14 protein-coding genes are annotated in these 17,881 nt (G+C 54.1%); all 14 read right to left on the bottom strand.

Going from position 1 to position 17,881, the window contains the following annotated elements:
* Positions 1 to 14: 14 nt before the first annotated feature.
* Positions 15 to 1,370, bottom strand: coding sequence for a UDP-N-acetylmuramoyl-L-alanine--D-glutamate ligase (murD, locus tag HW273_RS05305; protein ID WP_179010787.1), 1,356 nt, complete (start codon positions 1,368 to 1,370; stop codon positions 15 to 17).
* A 129-nt stretch (positions 1,371 to 1,499) separates the two neighbouring features.
* Positions 1,500 to 2,495, bottom strand: coding sequence for a phospho-N-acetylmuramoyl-pentapeptide-transferase (gene mraY / locus HW273_RS05300; protein WP_179010786.1), 996 nt, complete (start codon positions 2,493 to 2,495; stop codon positions 1,500 to 1,502).
* Positions 2,496 to 2,558: 63 nt separating this feature from the next.
* Positions 2,559 to 4,742 (bottom strand): peptidoglycan D,D-transpeptidase FtsI family protein, encoded by a 2,184-nt coding sequence (locus tag HW273_RS05295; RefSeq protein WP_243206749.1) that lies wholly within the window; start codon positions 4,740 to 4,742, stop codon positions 2,559 to 2,561.
* A gap of 40 nt (positions 4,743 to 4,782) precedes the next feature.
* Positions 4,783 to 5,343 carry a septum formation initiator family protein gene (locus tag HW273_RS05290; RefSeq protein WP_179010784.1) on the bottom strand — a complete coding sequence of 187 codons (561 nt, stop codon included), beginning with the start codon at positions 5,341 to 5,343 and terminating at the stop codon, positions 4,783 to 4,785.
* 160 nt (positions 5,344 to 5,503) lie between these two features.
* Entirely contained in the window at positions 5,504 to 6,517 is a 1,014-nt protein-coding gene (gene rsmH / locus HW273_RS05285) for a 16S rRNA (cytosine(1402)-N(4))-methyltransferase RsmH (protein ID WP_179010783.1), read from the bottom strand.
* Complete coding sequence (mraZ, locus tag HW273_RS05280) at positions 6,514 to 6,939, bottom strand: division/cell wall cluster transcriptional repressor MraZ (RefSeq protein WP_179010782.1); 426 nt, start codon at positions 6,937 to 6,939, stop codon at positions 6,514 to 6,516. Before mraZ ends, rsmH begins: the two co-directional genes overlap by 4 nt.
* Positions 6,940 to 7,137: 198 nt before the next feature.
* Positions 7,138 to 8,235, bottom strand: a complete 1,098-nt coding sequence (gene ychF, locus HW273_RS05275) for a redox-regulated ATPase YchF (protein WP_179010781.1) — start codon at positions 8,233 to 8,235, stop codon at positions 7,138 to 7,140.
* Between the two features lie 324 nt (positions 8,236 to 8,559).
* The gene (locus HW273_RS05270) at positions 8,560 to 10,641 is read right to left on the bottom strand and encodes a methyl-accepting chemotaxis protein (RefSeq protein WP_179010780.1); all 2,082 of its coding nucleotides are present in this window, start codon (positions 10,639 to 10,641) and stop codon (positions 8,560 to 8,562) included.
* 560 nt (positions 10,642 to 11,201) lie between these two features.
* Positions 11,202 to 13,274, bottom strand: a complete 2,073-nt coding sequence (locus tag HW273_RS05265) for a methyl-accepting chemotaxis protein (protein WP_179010779.1) — start codon at positions 13,272 to 13,274, stop codon at positions 11,202 to 11,204.
* Between the two features lie 380 nt (positions 13,275 to 13,654).
* Positions 13,655 to 14,083 carry a metal-dependent transcriptional regulator gene (locus tag HW273_RS05260; protein ID WP_179010778.1) on the bottom strand — a complete coding sequence of 143 codons (429 nt, stop codon included), beginning with the start codon at positions 14,081 to 14,083 and terminating at the stop codon, positions 13,655 to 13,657.
* 5 nt (positions 14,084 to 14,088) lie between these two features.
* Positions 14,089 to 15,225, bottom strand: a complete 1,137-nt coding sequence (locus tag HW273_RS05255) for a metal ABC transporter permease (RefSeq protein WP_330603959.1) — start codon at positions 15,223 to 15,225, stop codon at positions 14,089 to 14,091.
* Entirely contained in the window at positions 15,218 to 16,111 is an 894-nt protein-coding gene (locus tag HW273_RS05250) for a metal ABC transporter permease (protein ID WP_179010777.1), read from the bottom strand. Before HW273_RS05250 ends, HW273_RS05255 begins: the two co-directional genes overlap by 8 nt.
* Positions 16,104 to 16,829, bottom strand: coding sequence for a metal ABC transporter ATP-binding protein (locus HW273_RS05245; protein WP_179010776.1), 726 nt, complete (start codon positions 16,827 to 16,829; stop codon positions 16,104 to 16,106). Before HW273_RS05245 ends, HW273_RS05250 begins: the two co-directional genes overlap by 8 nt.
* Before the next feature lie 16 nt (positions 16,830 to 16,845).
* The gene (locus tag HW273_RS05240; RefSeq protein ID WP_243206748.1) at positions 16,846 to 17,718 is read right to left on the bottom strand and encodes a metal ABC transporter solute-binding protein, Zn/Mn family; all 873 of its coding nucleotides are present in this window, start codon (positions 17,716 to 17,718) and stop codon (positions 16,846 to 16,848) included.
* Between the last annotated feature and the right edge of the window lie 163 nt (positions 17,719 to 17,881).

Below are 17,881 nucleotides of genomic sequence, written 5' to 3'. Positions count from 1 at the left end.
CCGATTTCTTCGCTTTACAATGCGTTGACGCAGTCCTTGAAGACCTGTCCCCGCTGCTCGTAGTTCTCGAACATCCCCCAGCTCGCACACGCCGGACTGAGGAGCACATAGTCACCCCTGTCGGCATACGCCGCGCAGTCCCGTACCGCCTCGTCCATATCCTCCGCGAACATGATATTATGAAAGCCGTACTTCTTCGCCGTCTCTGCGATCTGACTCCGTGTCTGTCCGATCAGCACGAGATACTTCACTCTGCCGGAAAACTCCTTGACCCAGTCATCAAACAGAACGTGCTTGTCGTAGCCGCCGCCGATCAGGAGCACCGGTCCCGGCATCGCGCGGAGCGCCTGAATCGCAGCGTCCACATTGGTGCCCTTCGAATCATTGTAGTAGCGGACGCCGGAGCGCTCGCGGACGAACTCGATCCGATGCTCCACCGGCTGGAAACGCCGGCAGCTCTCCACGATCTTCTCCATCGGCACGCCCATGCTGTACGAAACTGCCATGGCGCACATCACATTTTCATAGTTATGCTTTCCGAGCAGTGAAAGCTCCCGCACATTGAGAAGCGTCTCGTCTCCCTCCTCCGTGCGGAAATGAATCTCGTCCTTTTTCAGATAGAAGCCCTCCCGAAGCTCTCTTTGACTGGAAAACCAGAGCAGTTTCGGCTTCAGCTCCTTCCTCTTTCCGAACTTCCGAAGCTCCGCATCCTCGTAGTTCAGCACCAGCACATCCTCCTCCGTCTGGTTCATAGCGATGGATTCCTTCACGCGGATATAGTTCTTCATCGTCTTGTGGCGATCCAGATGATCCGGCGTGATGTTCGTAATCGCCGCGACATCGGGGCGGAAGTCCATGATCGTCTCGAGCTGGAAGGAGCTGACCTCCAGCACTGTCCGGGAGCTCTCCTCCGTCTCCAGCGCCTCCGCGGTGAATGGGTTTCCGATATTGCCCGCTACATGGACGTCGCTGTAGAAGGAGCGCAGTATCGCACCGATAAGGGAAACCGTCGTCGTCTTGCCATTCGTTCCGGTGACCGCGCAGAGCTTGCCCTTGCTGGACTGGTAGGCGAGCTCGATCTCTCCCCAGATCGGGATCTGCGCCGCGTCGATCCGCTTCACGAAGGGCTGCTCCAGTGAGATCCCCGGACTGATCACCGCGAGATCCACTGATACCAGATCCCTCGGTGTGAGCTCTCCGGTCAGGATCGTGACCTTGTCCTTCTTCCTGAAGACAGCGCGCAGCTTCTGCCTGTCCAGCTTTTCATCCGAATCGTACAGCAGCACCTGTCCGCCGAGACTCAGAATCTGCTTCGCGGACGCGATCCCGCTCTTCCCCGTTCCCAGCACCAGCACCTTTTCCCTATCCATACCCCTTCACCTGTTCCTTCCGCTGCAATGCCCGCGCCGAAATTTCCGCCGCAATCAGAATGTTTCGGCGCTTCGGGTATGCAGCTCCTCATGAATTACCTGAACCGTTGCAGAATGTCCCGCCGTATCTCATGCCATTTTCGACGCCCACAGCACCCCGAAGCTCAGAAGGCAGAGCAGGATCGTCACAATCGTAAAGTTCGTTACGACCCTCGTCTCCGACCAGCCTCCCAGCTCGAAGTGATGATGAATCGGCGCCATCCGGAATATCCGTTTTCCATGTGTTGCCTTGAAATACCCCACCTGTAAAATGACGGAAACAACCTCGATGAGATAAATGAACGCAAAGATCGGGATAAACAGCGCGATATTCAACTCCAACGCCGTTGCCGCGACGAAGCCGCCGAGCGCAAGACTTCCGGTATCTCCCATGAAGACCTTCGCCGGGTTCGCATTAAACCAAAGAAATCCCAGAAGCGCGCCAAACACGGCGCCAGCAGGAAGCGCCAGCTCTCCATCGGAAAAGGCAAAGGAAACCGCCGCGAGGAAAAGCGCGAGAACCGCCGTCACTGAAGCACAGAGTCCATCCACGCCATCCGTGAAATTCGCGCCGTTGTCTGTCGCCGTTACGATGAAAAGCACCGCCGGCACATAGAACCAGCCGAGCTCCAGCTCCATGGAGAGGAAGGGAACCGGCATCCGCGTCGAAAAGTCCTCGGAGAAAGAAAGACTGCCGATAAACAGCAGCGTGAGCAGCAGCTGACAGGCAAACTTCTGCTTCGGCTTGAAGCCCTCCGACTGATGCTTCACCACCTTCAGGTAATCGTCGAGGAAGCCGACCGCTGCGAAGCCCACCGTAAGCAGCAGCACCGGCAGGAGCTTCGACTCCCTCGGATTCCTCCGGAGGAGCAGCAGCATGACGATACCGCAGAGCAGTATGACCGAAACGAAGCCGATACCGCCCATCGTCGGCGTTCCCTGCTTCTTCAGATGGGACTGTGGTCCGTCGTCCCGAACCTCCTGTCCGAACTTAAGCTTCCGAAGCTCCGGGATCAGCCGCGGCATGAGGAGCAGCATGAGGGAAAATGCCCCGAAAATATTCAGTAAAAACAATGTAAAATTCATTTCTCCGCCTTCTTAAATCTATTCTTCCATTCCCGATCTGTTGGTGTACCTCAATCTATTCTTCTATTCCCGATCTGTCGATACACTGCTCTCGTCCTCCCCGGGTACGGCATCCGGAAGCCCGGACTCCTCCCCGTCGGAGATTCGCTCGTCCGTCTCCGGTTCACCGGTCTCCGGCACACTGCTTTCCAATGCTTCGCCGTCACCGATCCCGGCAGCGCTCTCTGCCGTATCTCCGTTCTCCGCCGTCTGTGTACTTCGGCTCTCCTGTACGATCCCCTCCTGCTGCGCGGAGAGATTCTTATTGATGGAATCCTCCGGATCTGTGTCACCCTGCGGCGTCACATTCAGGAACTGCAGCGCTTCGTTCATGATCTTCTGCTCCAGCTTCGTCGCAAAGGATGCAGATGCCTGCGCCTCTCCCTCGAGATTCGGCGTATCCACGATCACATAGACCAAAAGCTGCGGATCCTCAATCGGCGCGAAGCCTGCAAAGGATACGAGATAGTTTTTCGCCGCTCTCGGCAGCTTCTGCGCCGTACCGGTCTTCCCTCCGACATGATAGCCCTTGATCTGTCCCAGCTTGCCGGTTCCTGACTCTACCGTCTGGAACATCGCCTCTCTCAGAAACGCGCAGGTTTCCTTCGAGGCGGTGACCCGCAGAAGCTCCGGCTTGATATCCTCTATGACATTTCCCTGTGCATTCTGGATCTGCTTCACAACATGCGGACGGTAATAGGAGCCGCCGTTCAGTATGCTGCAGTATGCCGCCGCCATCTGTATCATCGTCACATTGAAGTTCTGCCCGAAGGAATTGGTCGCCAGCGCTGTCCTGCCGATGCTGTCCGCATTGTAGATCAGCTCCGAGGTATCTGCCTCCGCAGGCAGATCGATGCCGGTTTTCTCTCCGAAGCCGAAGATGTGCTGGTATTTGATGAAGTTCTCTGCACCCTCCAGAAATGCTGTCTGCATCATGTAAACATTGCAGGAGCGCATGATCGCATGCTCCGCGTCGAGAACCCCGTGTCCCTCCCGGTTATTACAGCGGATCCGCCAGGTATGCATTCCGTCATTCAGCTCGATATAGCCCTTGCATTCGAAGGTCGTTTTCGGCGTAATCGCCCCCTCCTCCAGCGCGCCGGCGATGGTGAAGGGCTTCGCCGTGGAGCCGGGCTCATAGGTATCGCTCACAGCAACATTTCTCCAGATCTGATTCCATGCCACCTGCTGCCCGTAGGAAAGGAGCTCGTCCCTGGTATAATAGCCGGCCGCCTGCTCCTCTGTGATTGCCGGCTGCTCCGGATGCTCTCTCCGGTAGACGCCGACTGCCTCCTTTTTCCCGAGCTCCAGCAGTACCGCATCAGTATAGACCGCCGGATCCAGCGCGCGGGGATCATTCAGGTCATATTGGTTCGTGCTCGCCATCGCCAGCACCTCCGCGGTCTTCGGATCCATCACGATCACTGCCGCCACCTTCGAGCCAATATCATTTTTCTGCCACTCGTTCAGATACTTCTCCACGGAGGACTGAATATTATAATTGATGGTCGTGACGATATTGTTGCCGTCCGCTGCCTCCTTGATGACGGACTGCAGCTTCGTGTCTGCGTCGAGATAGCCGTACTCTCGTCCGTTTGTTCCGATCAGCGTGGAATTGTAGAACTGCTCCACCCCGCCGTTCCCCTGTGTGCCATCTCCGTTCGCGAAGCCTATGATACTGCTCGCCAGACTGCCATAGGGATAATTCCGCTTGTACTCCTCCTCGAACCAGACGCCCCTGATCCGTTCCTTGCTGCCCGCCCTGTAGTATTCCCGATTCTTGTCCTTCTGATACTGCTCGAAGCCCGCCTTCTCATCATAGCCCAGCTCCTTCCGATATTTCAGATAGGACTTGCCGCTCTTCTCCGTGAGGAGCGTCCGGATCTCCACCGCGTCATACTGGAAGTATTCCTCCAGCGCCCGTACCGTCGCATCGAGGTAGCGCTGCTCCTTTCCCGATAGGATGAGCTTCGGGTCCAGAATCAGGTTGTAGACCTTCTGGCTGGTCGCGAGCAGCGTCCCGTTCCGATCCATGATATTGCCGCGACGAAAGGGAATCGTCCGAGAATCATAGGATGCCTGCCGCTGCGAGAGCACGATCCTGTTGTATTCCTCATTGTTCTGCCGGATCTGCCGGTAGATCACATAGATAAGGGCAAGAAAAGCTAGCAGAAACACGGATAGTGTGATCGCTAGCTTCACCTGCATATACGTCGGCAGGATCTTCGTCCGCCGGCGTCTGTTCCTCTCAGTATCTGGGGATGCTTTCATACTGTCTTACATACTCGCTTTCTGTCTTATCATAGGTAATGACCTGCTTCTCCCCGGCATAGACCATTCCCAGCTCCTGCGTCGCGATACGATAAATCTCATTCGGATCCACAGAGGTATCGATCGAATTCCGGATGGCATCGTTCTCGGCGCGGAGCTGCTCCAGCGTCTGCTTCTTCCTCTCAATGGAGCTGATCCTCGAATTCATCTCTGTCTTAAGCTGAATGTAGCCGAATGAAAAATACAGCGTGAAAGCCGAAGCCGCAATCAGGAGGAAAAGGAAGGGCGCATCCAGACTCACCGCCTTTGTCCGGAGCCGCTCCTGCCGGGCAAGGTGGCCGAGCTCCCGCTCCCGCAGGATTCTCTCCTGCTCCTTCCGCCATTCCTCGCGGTTCCTCATGGCTGTCGCAGGATGCGGCGCGCGCTTCCTGATACGCCGCTCCGTGCCTTCTCTGCCGGCTCTGCAGTATGGCTCCGGTCTTCTCACGGCACTGCCGGATACATAGCTCTGTCTTCTCATCGCGGCATTCCTTGCCATAGTCCTCTCCTCCTCTCTTTCTCAGCTTCTTACTGTATAAGTCCCCTATCAAGCGGACGGACACGAGGCAAGCTTGCTTGCACGAGCGTTCGGTCATTTGACAGGACAACAGGTATGCGCACAAAGCGATATGTAAATATCGCGAAAGTGCGAATAGCTGTTAGCGATGCGAGAGCTTCGAAGAAGCGAAGCAGCGCGAAGGACTTATGTGATTGGTGATGCCGATGTTTTCGGCATGTACGTTTCGTTCGAAAATTCGCAGCTTAGCGCTCTGAGAGCGCCGGTTTTCCGCAAGTTCCCTTTCGGATGGCAGGATCGCCTTTTTCGTGATGACTCTGCCCTTAGATACCCTCCCGCAGGTGCAGACCGGGAAGTCCGGCGGACAGATGCAGGGGTTCTCCGCATTTTTAAATTTATTTTTGACGATCCGATCCTCCAATGAGTGAAAGGTAATGATGCAGAGCCTCCCGCCCTCCTCCAGTGCATCGATCATCGCATCAATCGTATTTTCCAGCACCTCCAGCTCCCGGTTCAGCTCGATGCGGATCGCCTGGAAGCTTCTCTTCGCCGGATGCCCGCCGGTCGCGCGGATCCGCGCCGGAATCGCGGCAGAAATGATCTCGGAAAGCTCCAGTGTGCTTTCGATCCTTTTCTTTTCCCTGTAATGTACGATGTGCTTCGCAATATTCTGTGCGAAACGATCCTCTCCATAGTCCCGGATCATGCGGAAGAGCGCACCCTCCGAATAACCGTTTACGATATCTGCCGCAGTAATCGGATTTCTCTGATCCATCCGCATATCGAGCGGCGCGTCGAAGCGATAGGAAAAGCCCCGCTCCGCCTCATCGAGCTGATAGCTCGAAACCCCGAGATCCAGATATATCCCGTCTGCCTTCTCTATCTTACATTCCCGCAGCACCTGCGGCAGATTCTCGTAATTGCTCCGGACAATGGTGACATGGTCCCGATAGTCCCGAAGCCTCTCTTCCGCCGCCTTAATCGCTGCACTGTCCTGGTCGATCCCAATCAGCCTGCCCCTGCTGCCGAGCCGCTTCACGACCGCCAGCGCATGGCCGCCTCCTCCGAGCGTACCGTCTACATAGATCCCGTTTTCCCTGATATGAAGCCCCTCTATCGTTTCATGAAGGAGCACGCTGTAGTGGCTGAATGTCAAATCCCCAGTCCCTCCATATCCGAAGCGAGCATGTCCATGTCGGAGAAATCATTGTCACTGGCCCATTTCTCACTTGCCCAGATCTCCACATGATCGCCTACGCCGACGAGTACGATATCCTTACGCAGCGCAGCCGTCTCCCGAAGCACCTGCGGAATCAGGATGCGTCCCTGCCGGTCGAGCTCGCAGCTCACCGCGCCTCCCAGCAGAAAGCGTTTCAGTCTCCTCGCTTTCTCATTCGTCATCGGGAGGGAGTTCAGCTTCCGCTCCAGCACATCCCACTCCTCCGGGCGATACATGGAGAGACAGCCGTCGAGCGAACGGGTGACGACGAACGCCCCGCTCAAGTCCTCACGAAACTTGACCGGGATGATCATCCGTCCTTTCGCATCTAAATTGTGATGATACTCACCCGTAAACATCTCTGATGTACCACTTTCTTCCACTTCTTACCACTTACTACATAATAATGCCATTCTTATGGGAAAAAATCAAGATAAAAGGAGGAATTCCTGCTATAAAAAAAACAGGCATTTCCCGTCCTTTTCCGAGAAATTACCTGTTTTATTATCCTGCCTGCGCGAAGCGATCGTCTGTGATCGCTTCGCAGGAAAAAGCGTCTATACGTTGAAGCGGAACAGAACCACATCCCCGTCCTGCATCACATATTCCTTTCCCTCCATTCGGACGAGCCCCTTCTCCCGCGCCGCGGAAAGAGAACCGCAGTCCAGAAGATCCCGATAGTTCACGACCTCCGCCTTGATGAAGCCTCGCTCAATGTCGGAATGAATCTTCCCCGCCGCCTGCGGCGCCTTCGTCCCGATGCGGATCGTCCATGCCCGGGTCTCCGTCTCACCCGCGGTCAGGAAGGACATCAGGCCCAGCAGAGAATAGGAGGCGCGGACGATCTTGTCCAGTCCTGACTCCGTCATTCCCATGGACTCGAGATACTCCGCCTTGTCCTCCTCCGGAAGCTCGGAGATCTCCTGCTCAATCTGCGCACAGATCACGAACGCTTCCGAGCCGTTCTCTCCGGCATATTCACGAACCTGCCGCACCATCGCATTGTCCGCGCCGTCTGCCGCTACGTCATCCTCCGCCACATTGCAGGCATAGATCACCGGCTTTCTGGTCAGAAGATCCAGACTGTCCAGAAAACGGTTCTTCTCCTCATCCTCCGCATCGAAGCCGATCGCGAGCCGGTTCTCCTCGAGGTGGTCGTGCAGCCTGCGCAGCAGCTCCAGCTCCGCCTTCGCCTCCTTGTCATTGTTCGCGAGCTTTCGGGTCTTCGCGATACGGCGATCCAGCAGGTCAAGATCCGAGAAAATCAGCTCCAGATTGATAGTCTCGATGTCACGAAGCGGATCTACCGAGCCATCCACATGAATGACATTCGGATCCTCGAAGCAGCGAACCACATGGATGATCGCATCAGTTTCCCTGATATTGGAGAGAAACTGATTGCCGAGCCCCTCTCCCTTGGAGGCGCCCTTCACCAAGCCCGCGATATCCACGAACTCGATCACCGCCGGCGTGGTCTTCGCTGAATGGTACAGCGCAGAGAGCAGCGACAGCCTCTCGTCCGGCACCGCCACCACGCCCACATTCGGATCTATCGTACAGAACGGGTAGTTTGCGCTCTCCGCTCCCGCCTTCGTAATCGCATTGAACAAAGTCGACTTTCCGACATTCGGAAGTCCCACAATACCTAATTTCATAAGCTTTAACTTCTCCTCATTTCACTGTTGCCAGAATTTGCAGTTATCTCGCGTCATCGGAAAATATCGTAAACCAGAGAGATATGACGATAAGGCAGCGGGAAAGCACCGATTTATCCATGACGCACGTGCCATGGGCGTGCGCCTCAAAAGACACTCTCGTTCGGTTTTCCGATTTCACCGGCATTTTGCCAAGCCGCTGTCAACCCTTCCATCATTCGGATTGTAGTGTAGCAGATCTGTGCCAATTTGCAAGTAGCGATGACAGACAAAAAGAGACAGACCCCGGACTCCCTCCCGAGCTCTGCCTCCAAAAGCGCTGTTCTATTCTTCCGCCGCATCCATTCCGTCCGCGAGCCGGAATTCCCCGATCAGACCCTGCATCAGCGTTGCCTGGCTGGAGAGCTCCTCACTCGCCGCCGCGCTCTCCTCCGCTGTTGCAGAGTTCGCCTGCACCACGGAGGAAACCTGATCCAGCCCCGCTGTGATCTGCGATACCGCGTTCGCCTGCTCGGAAGCGCTCTTCGCGATCTCCAGCACAGAGTCTACCGCCTGCCGCTCATGCTCCGCGGTCTCTCCGAGGGTCGATGCCGTCTCCTCTGCCAGAGCGCTGCCCTTCTTCACTGCCGCGAGAGAGCTCAGGATCAGCTCCTGCGTCCGCTGGGATGCCTCTGCGGACTTCCCGGCAAGACTCCGCACCTCGTCCGCCACCACAGAGAAGCCCTTGCCCGCCTCTCCGGCGCGTGCCGCCTCGATCGCCGCGTTGAGTGCGAGGATATTGGTCTGGAAGGCAATGTCGTCGATGGTCTTGATGATGCCCTGGATCACATCCGAGGTTTCCTTGATCTCGCCCATGGCGGAGAGCAATCCCTCCATCTTCCGGGTGCTCTCGCCCAGCTTCTCTCCCGCGATTCTGACCTGCTCATTCGCGAGCTCCGCCTGCTTCGCCGTGTGCTTGGTCTTCTCCGAGATCTCCGTAGCGGAGGAGAAGAGCTCCTCTATCGAGCTGGTCTGCTCCGTCGCCCCCTGCGCCAGCACCTGTGCGCTGTTGGAAACCTGTCCCGCACCGGCATCCACCTGCGCCGCCGCCACATTCATCTGGGACATGATCTCATTCATGGAGCTTCGGATGCCCTCGAGAGAGTCCCGGATCGGCACGAAATCCCCCTGATAGGACGCCGATACCCTTGTAGTGAGGTTCTTCCGGGAAATCTCTCCCAGCACATGGCCGATATCCGTGATGATTTCTTTCAGCCTTCTCTGGGTCTCCGCAAATGCCTCCTGCAGATCGCCGATCTCGTCGTCGCTCTCCCTCTCTATGCTGCTGTCCAGCCGCCCTCCCGCGAACTCCTGCGCCGTGCTGCCGATCTTCTTCAGCGGTCGGAGCAGCGCCCGGATTTTCCAGAGGCAGATTCCTGCCGTAACGAGAATACAAAGCAGGAAGCCCAGTACCAGTACGAAGAGCAGCAGGACGGTTTCCTGCCGGTACTCTGTTCCCGGCAGGCACCCCAATACAACCCACTGATACGCCTCAAGCACATCGGTTCCGCCATAGAATTCCCTGCCGTCCAGACGATACCGCATCACATCGCTGGTGATATTCTCTTCCAGAGCAATGCGCATATTCTCGGAATAGGGCACCTCTCGCTCGTTCTTCATGAAATTCGAAGAATCCGGATGATAAACGATATTGTTCTCCGAATCGTAGACCGTGATATAGCCCGTTCTCCCAATGGCGATCTTGCCCAGGTACTCATTCACCTCATCCATGGAGAGATCCATCCCCACCGCGCCGACGATGCTGCCGGAGCTGCCGGTAAAGGCGGTCACGACGGAAACCACCGGCTTCCCGCTCGCCACATCCAGATAGACCGGGCTCAGGACGCTGCCGTCCGGATTCTGCTCGAGGAGCTTGTACCATGCCCTTTCCTTCGCCGGAAAGCTGTCGGAAAAATAGTCCTCCGTGCCTGTCGTCTGTATCAGCTGATTATTTTCAATCCCCGCGATCCATACGTTCTGTGCGGCGGTTCCTGCAATGGACATCGCATCCCGCATTTCCCGCATCACATCCTCGTAATGGGACGAGTTCTCAAAGTGATAGGAGGACCGCTCCCGCTGCAGCTCCGCCAGCACTGCCTTTACCGACTCCTGCTCCCTCACAAACCGCTCCACCACAAAGTATGGCTCGAAATACTGCGTAACCTGTGTCGATGCCGCCTTGATCTGGTTCGAAATCGCCCTGTTCTTCACACCCCAGAGCGCGTTTATCACCATAGCAGTAACAATCGCTCCCAGAAGGATGAGAATGACTGTGACCGGCACGATGATGTTCAGGAGCATCTTCCCCGCGACACCGATGCGGCGTCCCCCTCCTCTGTCTTTCCCCCTGTTTTTCCCCCAATGCATACTTTCTGACCTCCTTTTATAATGTCCTGCCGCAATTTCCGGCAGAATATACGGCATCCCATGCCCTGTACAATACCGCAGCATCCCATGGCGTCCGCTCCGACGCCGCAGAAGCCTGTACACTAAAGAAAGCACGTTTCCTATATCAGCCTGTTCGGCCGATGTCAGAAGCGTGCCTTTCTTGATTTCAGGACAAAAGGGCAGGGCTTGGACAGTCTGTCTCTTCGTCTTTCTGCGTCATATTGGCAGTCCGTCATTCCTGTCCAGTCCCTTCTGCAGAAATCTCCGTCCCGGAAATGGTATCCCTTTTTATGAAATCGTATAATCTCTGCTATTCCTTTTTTTCATTCTACATGAAAAGAAAAGGAAAAACAAGTTTTTTTATTATATTATAAATTTTTTGCATGAAAGCAGCGCTGCAGGCAGAACATCCGCGATTTGCATGGCTTAGCTGAACCGTTATTAAATACACCTGCCAACTGCGCCGGCGTCGTCCGCGAAGCATAGCAAAACCCCAGTGCTCAAAAAGGAGCCCCGGGGTCTTCGCTTACTGCACTGTTCTATTCTTCCGCCGTGTCCGTTCCGTCTGTGAGCCGGAATTCTCCAATCAGCCCCTGCATCAGCGTCGCCTGGCTGGAGAGCTCCTCGCTCGCCGCCGCGCTCTCCTCCGCTGTTGCAGAGTTCGCCTGCACCACGGAGGAAACCTGATCCAGCCCCGCCGTGATCTGGGATACCGCATCCGCCTGCTCGGAGGCATTCTTTGCGATCTCCAGCACAGAGTTCACTGCCTGCTGCGCATGCTCCGCAGTTTCTCCCAACGCCGTAGAGGTTTCCTCCGCAAGCGTGCTGCCCTTCTGCACCGCCGCGAGAGAGCTGAGGATCAGCTCCTGCGTCCGCTGGGACGCTTCGGCGGATTTCCCGGCAAGACTCCGCACCTCGTCCGCCACCACAGAGAAGCCCTTGCCCGCCTCTCCGGCGCGCGCCGCCTCGATCGCCGCATTGAGCGCGAGGATATTGGTCTGGAAGGCGATGTCGTCGATGGTCTTGATGATGCCCTGGATCACATCCGAGGTTTCCTTGATCTCTCCCATAGCGGAGAGCAGTGCCTCCATCTTCCGGGTACTGTCTCCCAGCTTCTCTCCCACCTTTTTGACCTCTGCATTCGCGAGCTCCGCCTGCTTCGCTGTGTGCCCGGTCTTCTCCGAGATCTCGCTGGCGGAGGAAAGAAGCTCCTCCACCGAGCTGCTCTGCTCCGTCGCGCCCTGTGCCAGAATCTGTGCTCCGTTGGAGACCTGCCCCGCGCCGGCGTCTACCTGCGTCGCCGCCTCGTGCATCTGCGCCATGATCTCGTTCAGGGAGCCGCGGATGCCCTCGAGAGACTCCCGGATCGGCATGAAGTCGCCCTGATAGGACGCCGACAGCCGCACGGTGAGGTTCTTTCGGGAGATCTCTCCCAGCACATAGCCGATATCCGTGATGATCTCCTTCAGTCCGTTCTGCGTCCTGGCGAATGCCTCCTGCAGATCGCCGATCTCATCATTACTTTCTCTCTCAATACTGCTGTCCAGCCGCCCGCTCGCAAACTCCTGTGCTGCGCTGCCGATCTTCTTCAGCGGCCGGAGCAGCCCCCGGATCTTCCAGAAGCAGAGCCCTGCCGTAACGAGGATGCAGAGCAGGAAGCCCAGTATTATCACGAAGAGCAGCAGGACGGTCTCCTGCCGGTACTCTGCCGCCGTAATGCAGCCCAGTACGATCCACTGATACTCCTCGAGCACATCGGTTCCGCCATAGAATTCCCTGCCGCCCAGCCGATACTGCATCACATCGCTGGTGATATTCTCTTCCAAGGCAGTACGCATATTCTCAGAATACGGCGTCTCGCTCACATACTTCATAAAATTTGAGGAATCCGGATGATAAACGATATTGTTCTCTGAGTCGTAGACCGTGATATAGCCCGTTCTCCCAATGGTGATTTTACCCAGATACTCATTCACCTCATCTATGGAGAGATTCATCCCTACTGCGCCGATGATGCTGCCGGAGTCGTCGGTATAAGCGGTTACAATGGAGACCACCGGCTTCCCGCTCGCCACCTCCAGATAGACCGGGCTCAGGACGCTGCCGTTCGGATTCTGCTCGAGGAGCTTGTACCATGCCCTTTCCTTCGCCGGAAAGCTGTCGGAAAAATAGTCCTCCGTGCCTGTCGTCTGTATCAGCTGATTATTTTCAATCCCCGCGATCCATACGTTCTGTGCGGCGGTTCCTGCAATGGACATCGCATCCCGCATTTCCCGCATCACATCCTCGTAATGGGACGAGTTCTCAAAGTGATAGGAGGACCGCTCCCGCTGCAGCTCCGCCAGCACTGCCTTCACCGACTCCTGCTCCCTCACAAACCGCTCCACCACAAAGTATGGCTCGAAATACTGCGTAACCTGTGTCGATGCCGCCTTGATCTGATTGGAAATCGCTCTGTTCTTCACGCCCCAGAGCGCACTCACTACCGTGGTGAGGATAATCACGCCCAAAATAACGAGAATGAGCGTGATCGGAACAATGATATTCAGAATCAGCTTCCCCGCGACACCGATGCGGTGCTCCCTCTTCTTTCTCTGTTTCCCCCAAAACATTTCTTTACCCTCCATTCTTTATAAACACTTATGCTAATGAGCTTGCGCGTCACTCCGCTGCTCCGCTTGGCAGGGGACTTATACAGTAAAAAGCACGTTCCCCGCCGCAGCCGCACAGACCGGCACAGGAAACGCGCTTCTTGATTCTACGCTAATAGAGCAGACCTTTCATCAGTCTGCCTTCTGCCTCCTCTTATGTCACATTGTCGATATATCATTCCTGTTGAGTCCCTTCCCCAGAACGCCCGTTCCATATAGGGAATCTCCTCTGTTATGAAGCCGTATGCGCTCTGCTCTTACCTTTCACATTCTACATGAACGGAAATAAAAAAACAAGCTTTTTTAGACGATAATAAAAGAATTTTATACCGCTGTCATCTTCACAATGAACGCATCGTTTCCCGTACTTCCTCCATATTTTCATAGATGAACTTTCCGTTCGGGCTTAGCGTAGGATATCCGAGGTATTTATTGAGGGCGTCGCGAAGCGCATCGCTTGTGACGTGTTCCAGAAGATCCGCCTGCTCATGCACACTCCCGTGCTCCATTTTCAGAACCTCCACCAGAAAATATTCCCATATCCTGTGCTTCGAGAGTACGGTTTTCGCCTCCTTTTCCCCCTCTGTCGAAAGAGAAATGTTATTTTTTTGCAGCTTAAGCTTGCCGTCAGCCACCAGCTTCCTGATCATCTCGCTGACGGAAGCCTTTGATATCCGGAGATACGCACTGATTTCCTTGTTTGTGGTGTATCCTCTTTTTAAAGAGAGCCGGTATACCGCCTGAAGATAATCCTGTCTGCTCGAATTCAAAGTTATCACATCCCATAATCAGATTTTAGTTCATTATACTTCATTTCTCCCCTTTCTGTAAGCCTGTACATATCTGAATTTTTATCTGCATAAATCAGCCCTCTTTCCTCCAGCATTTTCGCCCGCCTCTCTATGTCCCGCTGCTTCCATTTAAGATGGTTTTTCATGCTGAAAAGCCCGAGCTCCGCGCTCTCCCCTGCCTGCCCCATATGATTTCCTATATGCATCGTCATAAGATTAAGTCTGAATTCCCTTCGGTTCCTTCTCCTTAAGAGCACCCTCGTTATGAGCCCCTCTCTGCAGAAAAGAAAGGTTAGAAAAAAGCTTCCGCCTGCCACTGCCGCAGTCATTCCTGACATTGACACATTGATAAGCATGGCAAGTGAATACCCGATCAGCGAATTGATTACGGCATACACGCAGGAAAGAAAGAGCATTTTCTTTAAGTCCCTGCTGATCAGATAAGCCGTCGCTCCCGGTGTGATCAGAAATGATACCACAAGCACCGCCCCTACTGCGTCAAATGCGACCACGGCCGTCATTGAGGAAAGCGTCATGAGGGCATAGAAGAGCGCGGTCGAAGAAAAACCGGCTACTCTGGCAAATTCCCTGTCAAAGGTGCTTATTTTTAATTCCTTAAAAAAAACGGCAATAAATAAAAGATTTATCACGAACAGAACCGACATCTGAAGCAGCGCCTTCGGGATGGAGCTCCCGAAAAACGACGTCCTGTTCAGCGGTGCCATAATCACCTCTCCCATAAGGACAATGTCGGTGTCGAGGTGCACATTCCCGGCAAACTTCGTAATAAGTATTACCGCAAGTGCGAAAAACATAGGAAAAACGATCCCTACAGCATCATCGTTTTTAACCAGCCCCGTGCCGGAAAGCATTTCTATGGCAAATACGGTAAGCACCCCGAAAAGCGCGGCTCCCGCTATCAGAAACGGGGAGGAAGGGTCCTGAACAATAAAAAATGCGATAACGATGCCCAGAAGCACAGTGTGGGAAATCGCGTCGGAAACCATCGAAAGCTTCCTGAGCACCAGAAACGAGCCTATGACGGCACAGGACAGCGCTGTCATAAGCAAGACCAAAAGTGATTCATAGGATATCCTGAGGGATAGCAGTAAATCATGCACGATATCTGTACCTCCCTCTTTGTATTATCAGATTGGCAATCATGCCATGCGGTCCGGCAATGAGAGACAGAAGTGCAAAGACGCTCATGGTAAGGATAATCGTCGCTCCTGTACTCATTCCGTTATACGCGGTTGAAATATAGGTTCCGATCAGCGCCGAAGCGCCGCCTGTAAGGCCGGCTATCCCCAGTACAATATGAAATTTATCGCTCCACTGCATTGCAGTGATCGCAGGCACGATCAGCAGTGAGGAGATAAGGACAGCTCCGACCAGCTTCAAGCCTGTAGCGATGATGCTCATTGTCATAAAAAGAATGATCCCATATAAAAGGGAGGTCCGCAGCCCTATTGTCCTCGCATAGATCTCATCAAATAAAAACAGCTTGATTTCCTTATAGAACAGAAGCAAAAGAAAGAGAGAAAACACCGCCACAAAAAGGATGATCCTCACGTCCTCCGACATAATATACGCTGCCTGTCCGAAAATGTAGTTCTGAAGTCCCGACTGTGAAGCGCCCGCATAATCCGGATTTCCCTGTATATGGCTCTTCAGCACCATACCGATCCCGAAAAAGGAAGAGAGCGTCACTGCCAATATGGCGTCGAGTTCAAGCTTTGAATCGGCATTTATGGTCTGTATGGCTATAAATGCCGTCGTTCCCGATAGGATCGCCCCCAGGATCAACACCGCCGGATCTCTCTGCAAAAACAGCATAAAGGCAAGCACCACTCCCGGAAAAGCGGAGTGCCCTATCGCGTCGCCGATCAGTGACTGCCCCTTCAGCACCGTGATACAGCCCACGGCTCCCGCTGCCGCTGAGAGGAAAAAGGTTCCTGCCGCTACAATAAGGAAGGAATAAGCGGTCAAAATCTCTGTATTAAGCATTTCCGCCTCCCAGCATCATCGCCCTTTCCATGTTCTCTTTCGTAAACACATCTTCCGTCCGCCCCTCCGCTATCACCTTTTTATTGAGGATAACAAGATGATCGAAATACGCCTTTATCGTGGACAGGTCATGGTGCACCACTACGAAGGTCCTCCCTCTTTTCTGCTCCTCTCTGAAGAAGTCCACGATCACCCCTTCCGTAAGCTTGTCCACGCCTGCGAGCGGCTCGTCCATAAAATAGATCTCCGCATCCTGCGCGATCGCTCTCGCTATGAATACCCTCTGTCTCTGCCCTCCGGAAAGCTGAGAAATCTGTCTGTTCTCAAACTCCGAAAGTCCGATCCTGTCAATGGCTCTTTTCGCGATTTCCACATCTTTTTTTTCCGGCCTCCTGATCCATCCCAAGTGTACATATCTCCCCATAAGCACCACATCAAGCACTGTGGTCGGAAAATCCCAGTTTACCGCCGAAGCCTGCGGTATATAATTTATTATTTTCTGTACCCTTTTGAAGGGTTCGCCCTTTATGCGAATCTCTCCGGACAGCTTATTCTGAATCCCCAGAATCCCCTTTATCAACGTTGATTTTCCGGCGCCGTTCGGACCTATCACCGCCGTTATGGAGTTTTTAATGATATTCACATCACTGTCCCAGAGCACCGGCTTATCATGATACGCGATCGTCAAATCCTCAACCTTTATGATGACCTCTTCCATTCCCTCATCCCTCAGATCATTTCAAATTATCGGTAATAAGCCTGATATTGTGCCTGTACATCGCGACATAGGTATCTCCGTCCTCCCCCTCCGGGGCAAGCGAATCCGAGAAAAGCTCGTTTCCCTCTCCTTTCACCACCTTTACGTCGAAGCCCTTCGCTCTGCACGCTTCCCTGAGCTTCTCCATCCTTGCCGGATCTGTAGTCGACTCCGCAAAAATAGCCTTTACCTGATGGGAAACGATGAAATTCACCGTATCCTCGAGATCCTTATTCGCCACCTCAGAATCAGTGCTCACCCCCTGCGGTGCGACCACCTCTATGCCGTACCTCCGAGAAAAATAGTTGAAGGCATCGTGCGGAGTTATGAGGTATCTCTGTCCCTCCGGTATCCCCGAAAGTGCTTCCCGGTTCTCTTCGTCAAGCCTTGTAAGCTCTTCCAGATACGCCTCGGTTCTTTCCGTAATGGCAGCCTTCTCCTCAGGAAGAAGCGCTTCCAGCTTATTGCCCGCGTTCCTCACCGCCTCCTTGTAGAGGTCTATATCAAACCAGAAATGCGGATCTACTACCGTACTCCCATTCTCCTCCATCCTGCCGATCCTATCCCCGGAGAAACTGTCTGTTACCGCAAAGCCTTTTTCCTTGAGGACATCCTGCATTTTTCCCTCGAAATGCAGGCCGTGGAACAGCAGCAGGTCTGCCTTCTCGATCTTCCTGAGATCCTCCGGCTTCGCCACATAAAGATGAGGATCCTCTCCCGCCGGTATGATAAGCTCTCTCTGCACCGCATCCCCCGCAAGTTGATATACCATGTCATACAAAAACGAAGTGGTCACGGTTACGGTTTTTTTACCGCTGTCCGCAGACATCTCCGCTTCGCTTCCTGCCATTTTCCCGCAGCCTGCAAGAAAAAAAATTCCTAAAGCTAAAAACAAAAATATCCTTTTCATTTATTTGCTGTTCTCCTTAAAAATTAAGCTATTAAATTTGTTAGGTATACCTTACTTTTTCGTAATTGTACAGATAATTTTTTTACTTGTCAATGCAAACTTT

The sequence above is a fragment of the Oribacterium sp. oral taxon 102 genome (assembly GCF_013394775.1).
GTDB lineage: Bacteria > Bacillota > Clostridia > Lachnospirales > Lachnospiraceae > Oribacterium.
Note: the sequence above shows the minus strand (reverse complement) of the source record. Positions and strands in the feature narration are given on the sequence as shown.

What these genes read in the sequence shown, in the direction of transcription:
- murD (WP_179010787.1), bottom strand. Translation starts at nt 1,370, where the DNA reads ATGGATAGGGAAAAGGTGCTGGTGCTGGGAACGGGGAAGAGCGGGATC.
- mraY (WP_179010786.1), bottom strand. Translation starts at nt 2,495, where the DNA reads ATGAATTTTACATTGTTTTTACTGAATATTTTCGGGGCATTTTCCCTC.
- HW273_RS05295 (WP_243206749.1), bottom strand. Translation starts at nt 4,742, where the DNA reads ATGCAGGTGAAGCTAGCGATCACACTATCCGTGTTTCTGCTAGCTTTT.
- HW273_RS05290 (WP_179010784.1), bottom strand. Translation starts at nt 5,343, where the DNA reads ATGGCAAGGAATGCCGCGATGAGAAGACAGAGCTATGTATCCGGCAGT.
- mraZ (WP_179010782.1), bottom strand. Translation starts at nt 6,939, where the DNA reads ATGTTTACGGGTGAGTATCATCACAATTTAGATGCGAAAGGACGGATG.
- ychF (WP_179010781.1), bottom strand. Translation starts at nt 8,235, where the DNA reads ATGAAATTAGGTATTGTGGGACTTCCGAATGTCGGAAAGTCGACTTTG.
- HW273_RS05270 (WP_179010780.1), bottom strand. Translation starts at nt 10,641, where the DNA reads ATGCATTGGGGGAAAAACAGGGGGAAAGACAGAGGAGGGGGACGCCGC.
- HW273_RS05265 (WP_179010779.1), bottom strand. Translation starts at nt 13,274, where the DNA reads ATGTTTTGGGGGAAACAGAGAAAGAAGAGGGAGCACCGCATCGGTGTC.
- HW273_RS05250 (WP_179010777.1), bottom strand. Translation starts at nt 16,111, where the DNA reads ATGCTTAATACAGAGATTTTGACCGCTTATTCCTTCCTTATTGTAGCG.
- HW273_RS05245 (WP_179010776.1), bottom strand. Translation starts at nt 16,829, where the DNA reads ATGGAAGAGGTCATCATAAAGGTTGAGGATTTGACGATCGCGTATCAT.
- HW273_RS05240 (WP_243206748.1), bottom strand. Translation starts at nt 17,718, where the DNA reads ATGGCAGGAAGCGAAGCGGAGATGTCTGCGGACAGCGGTAAAAAAACC.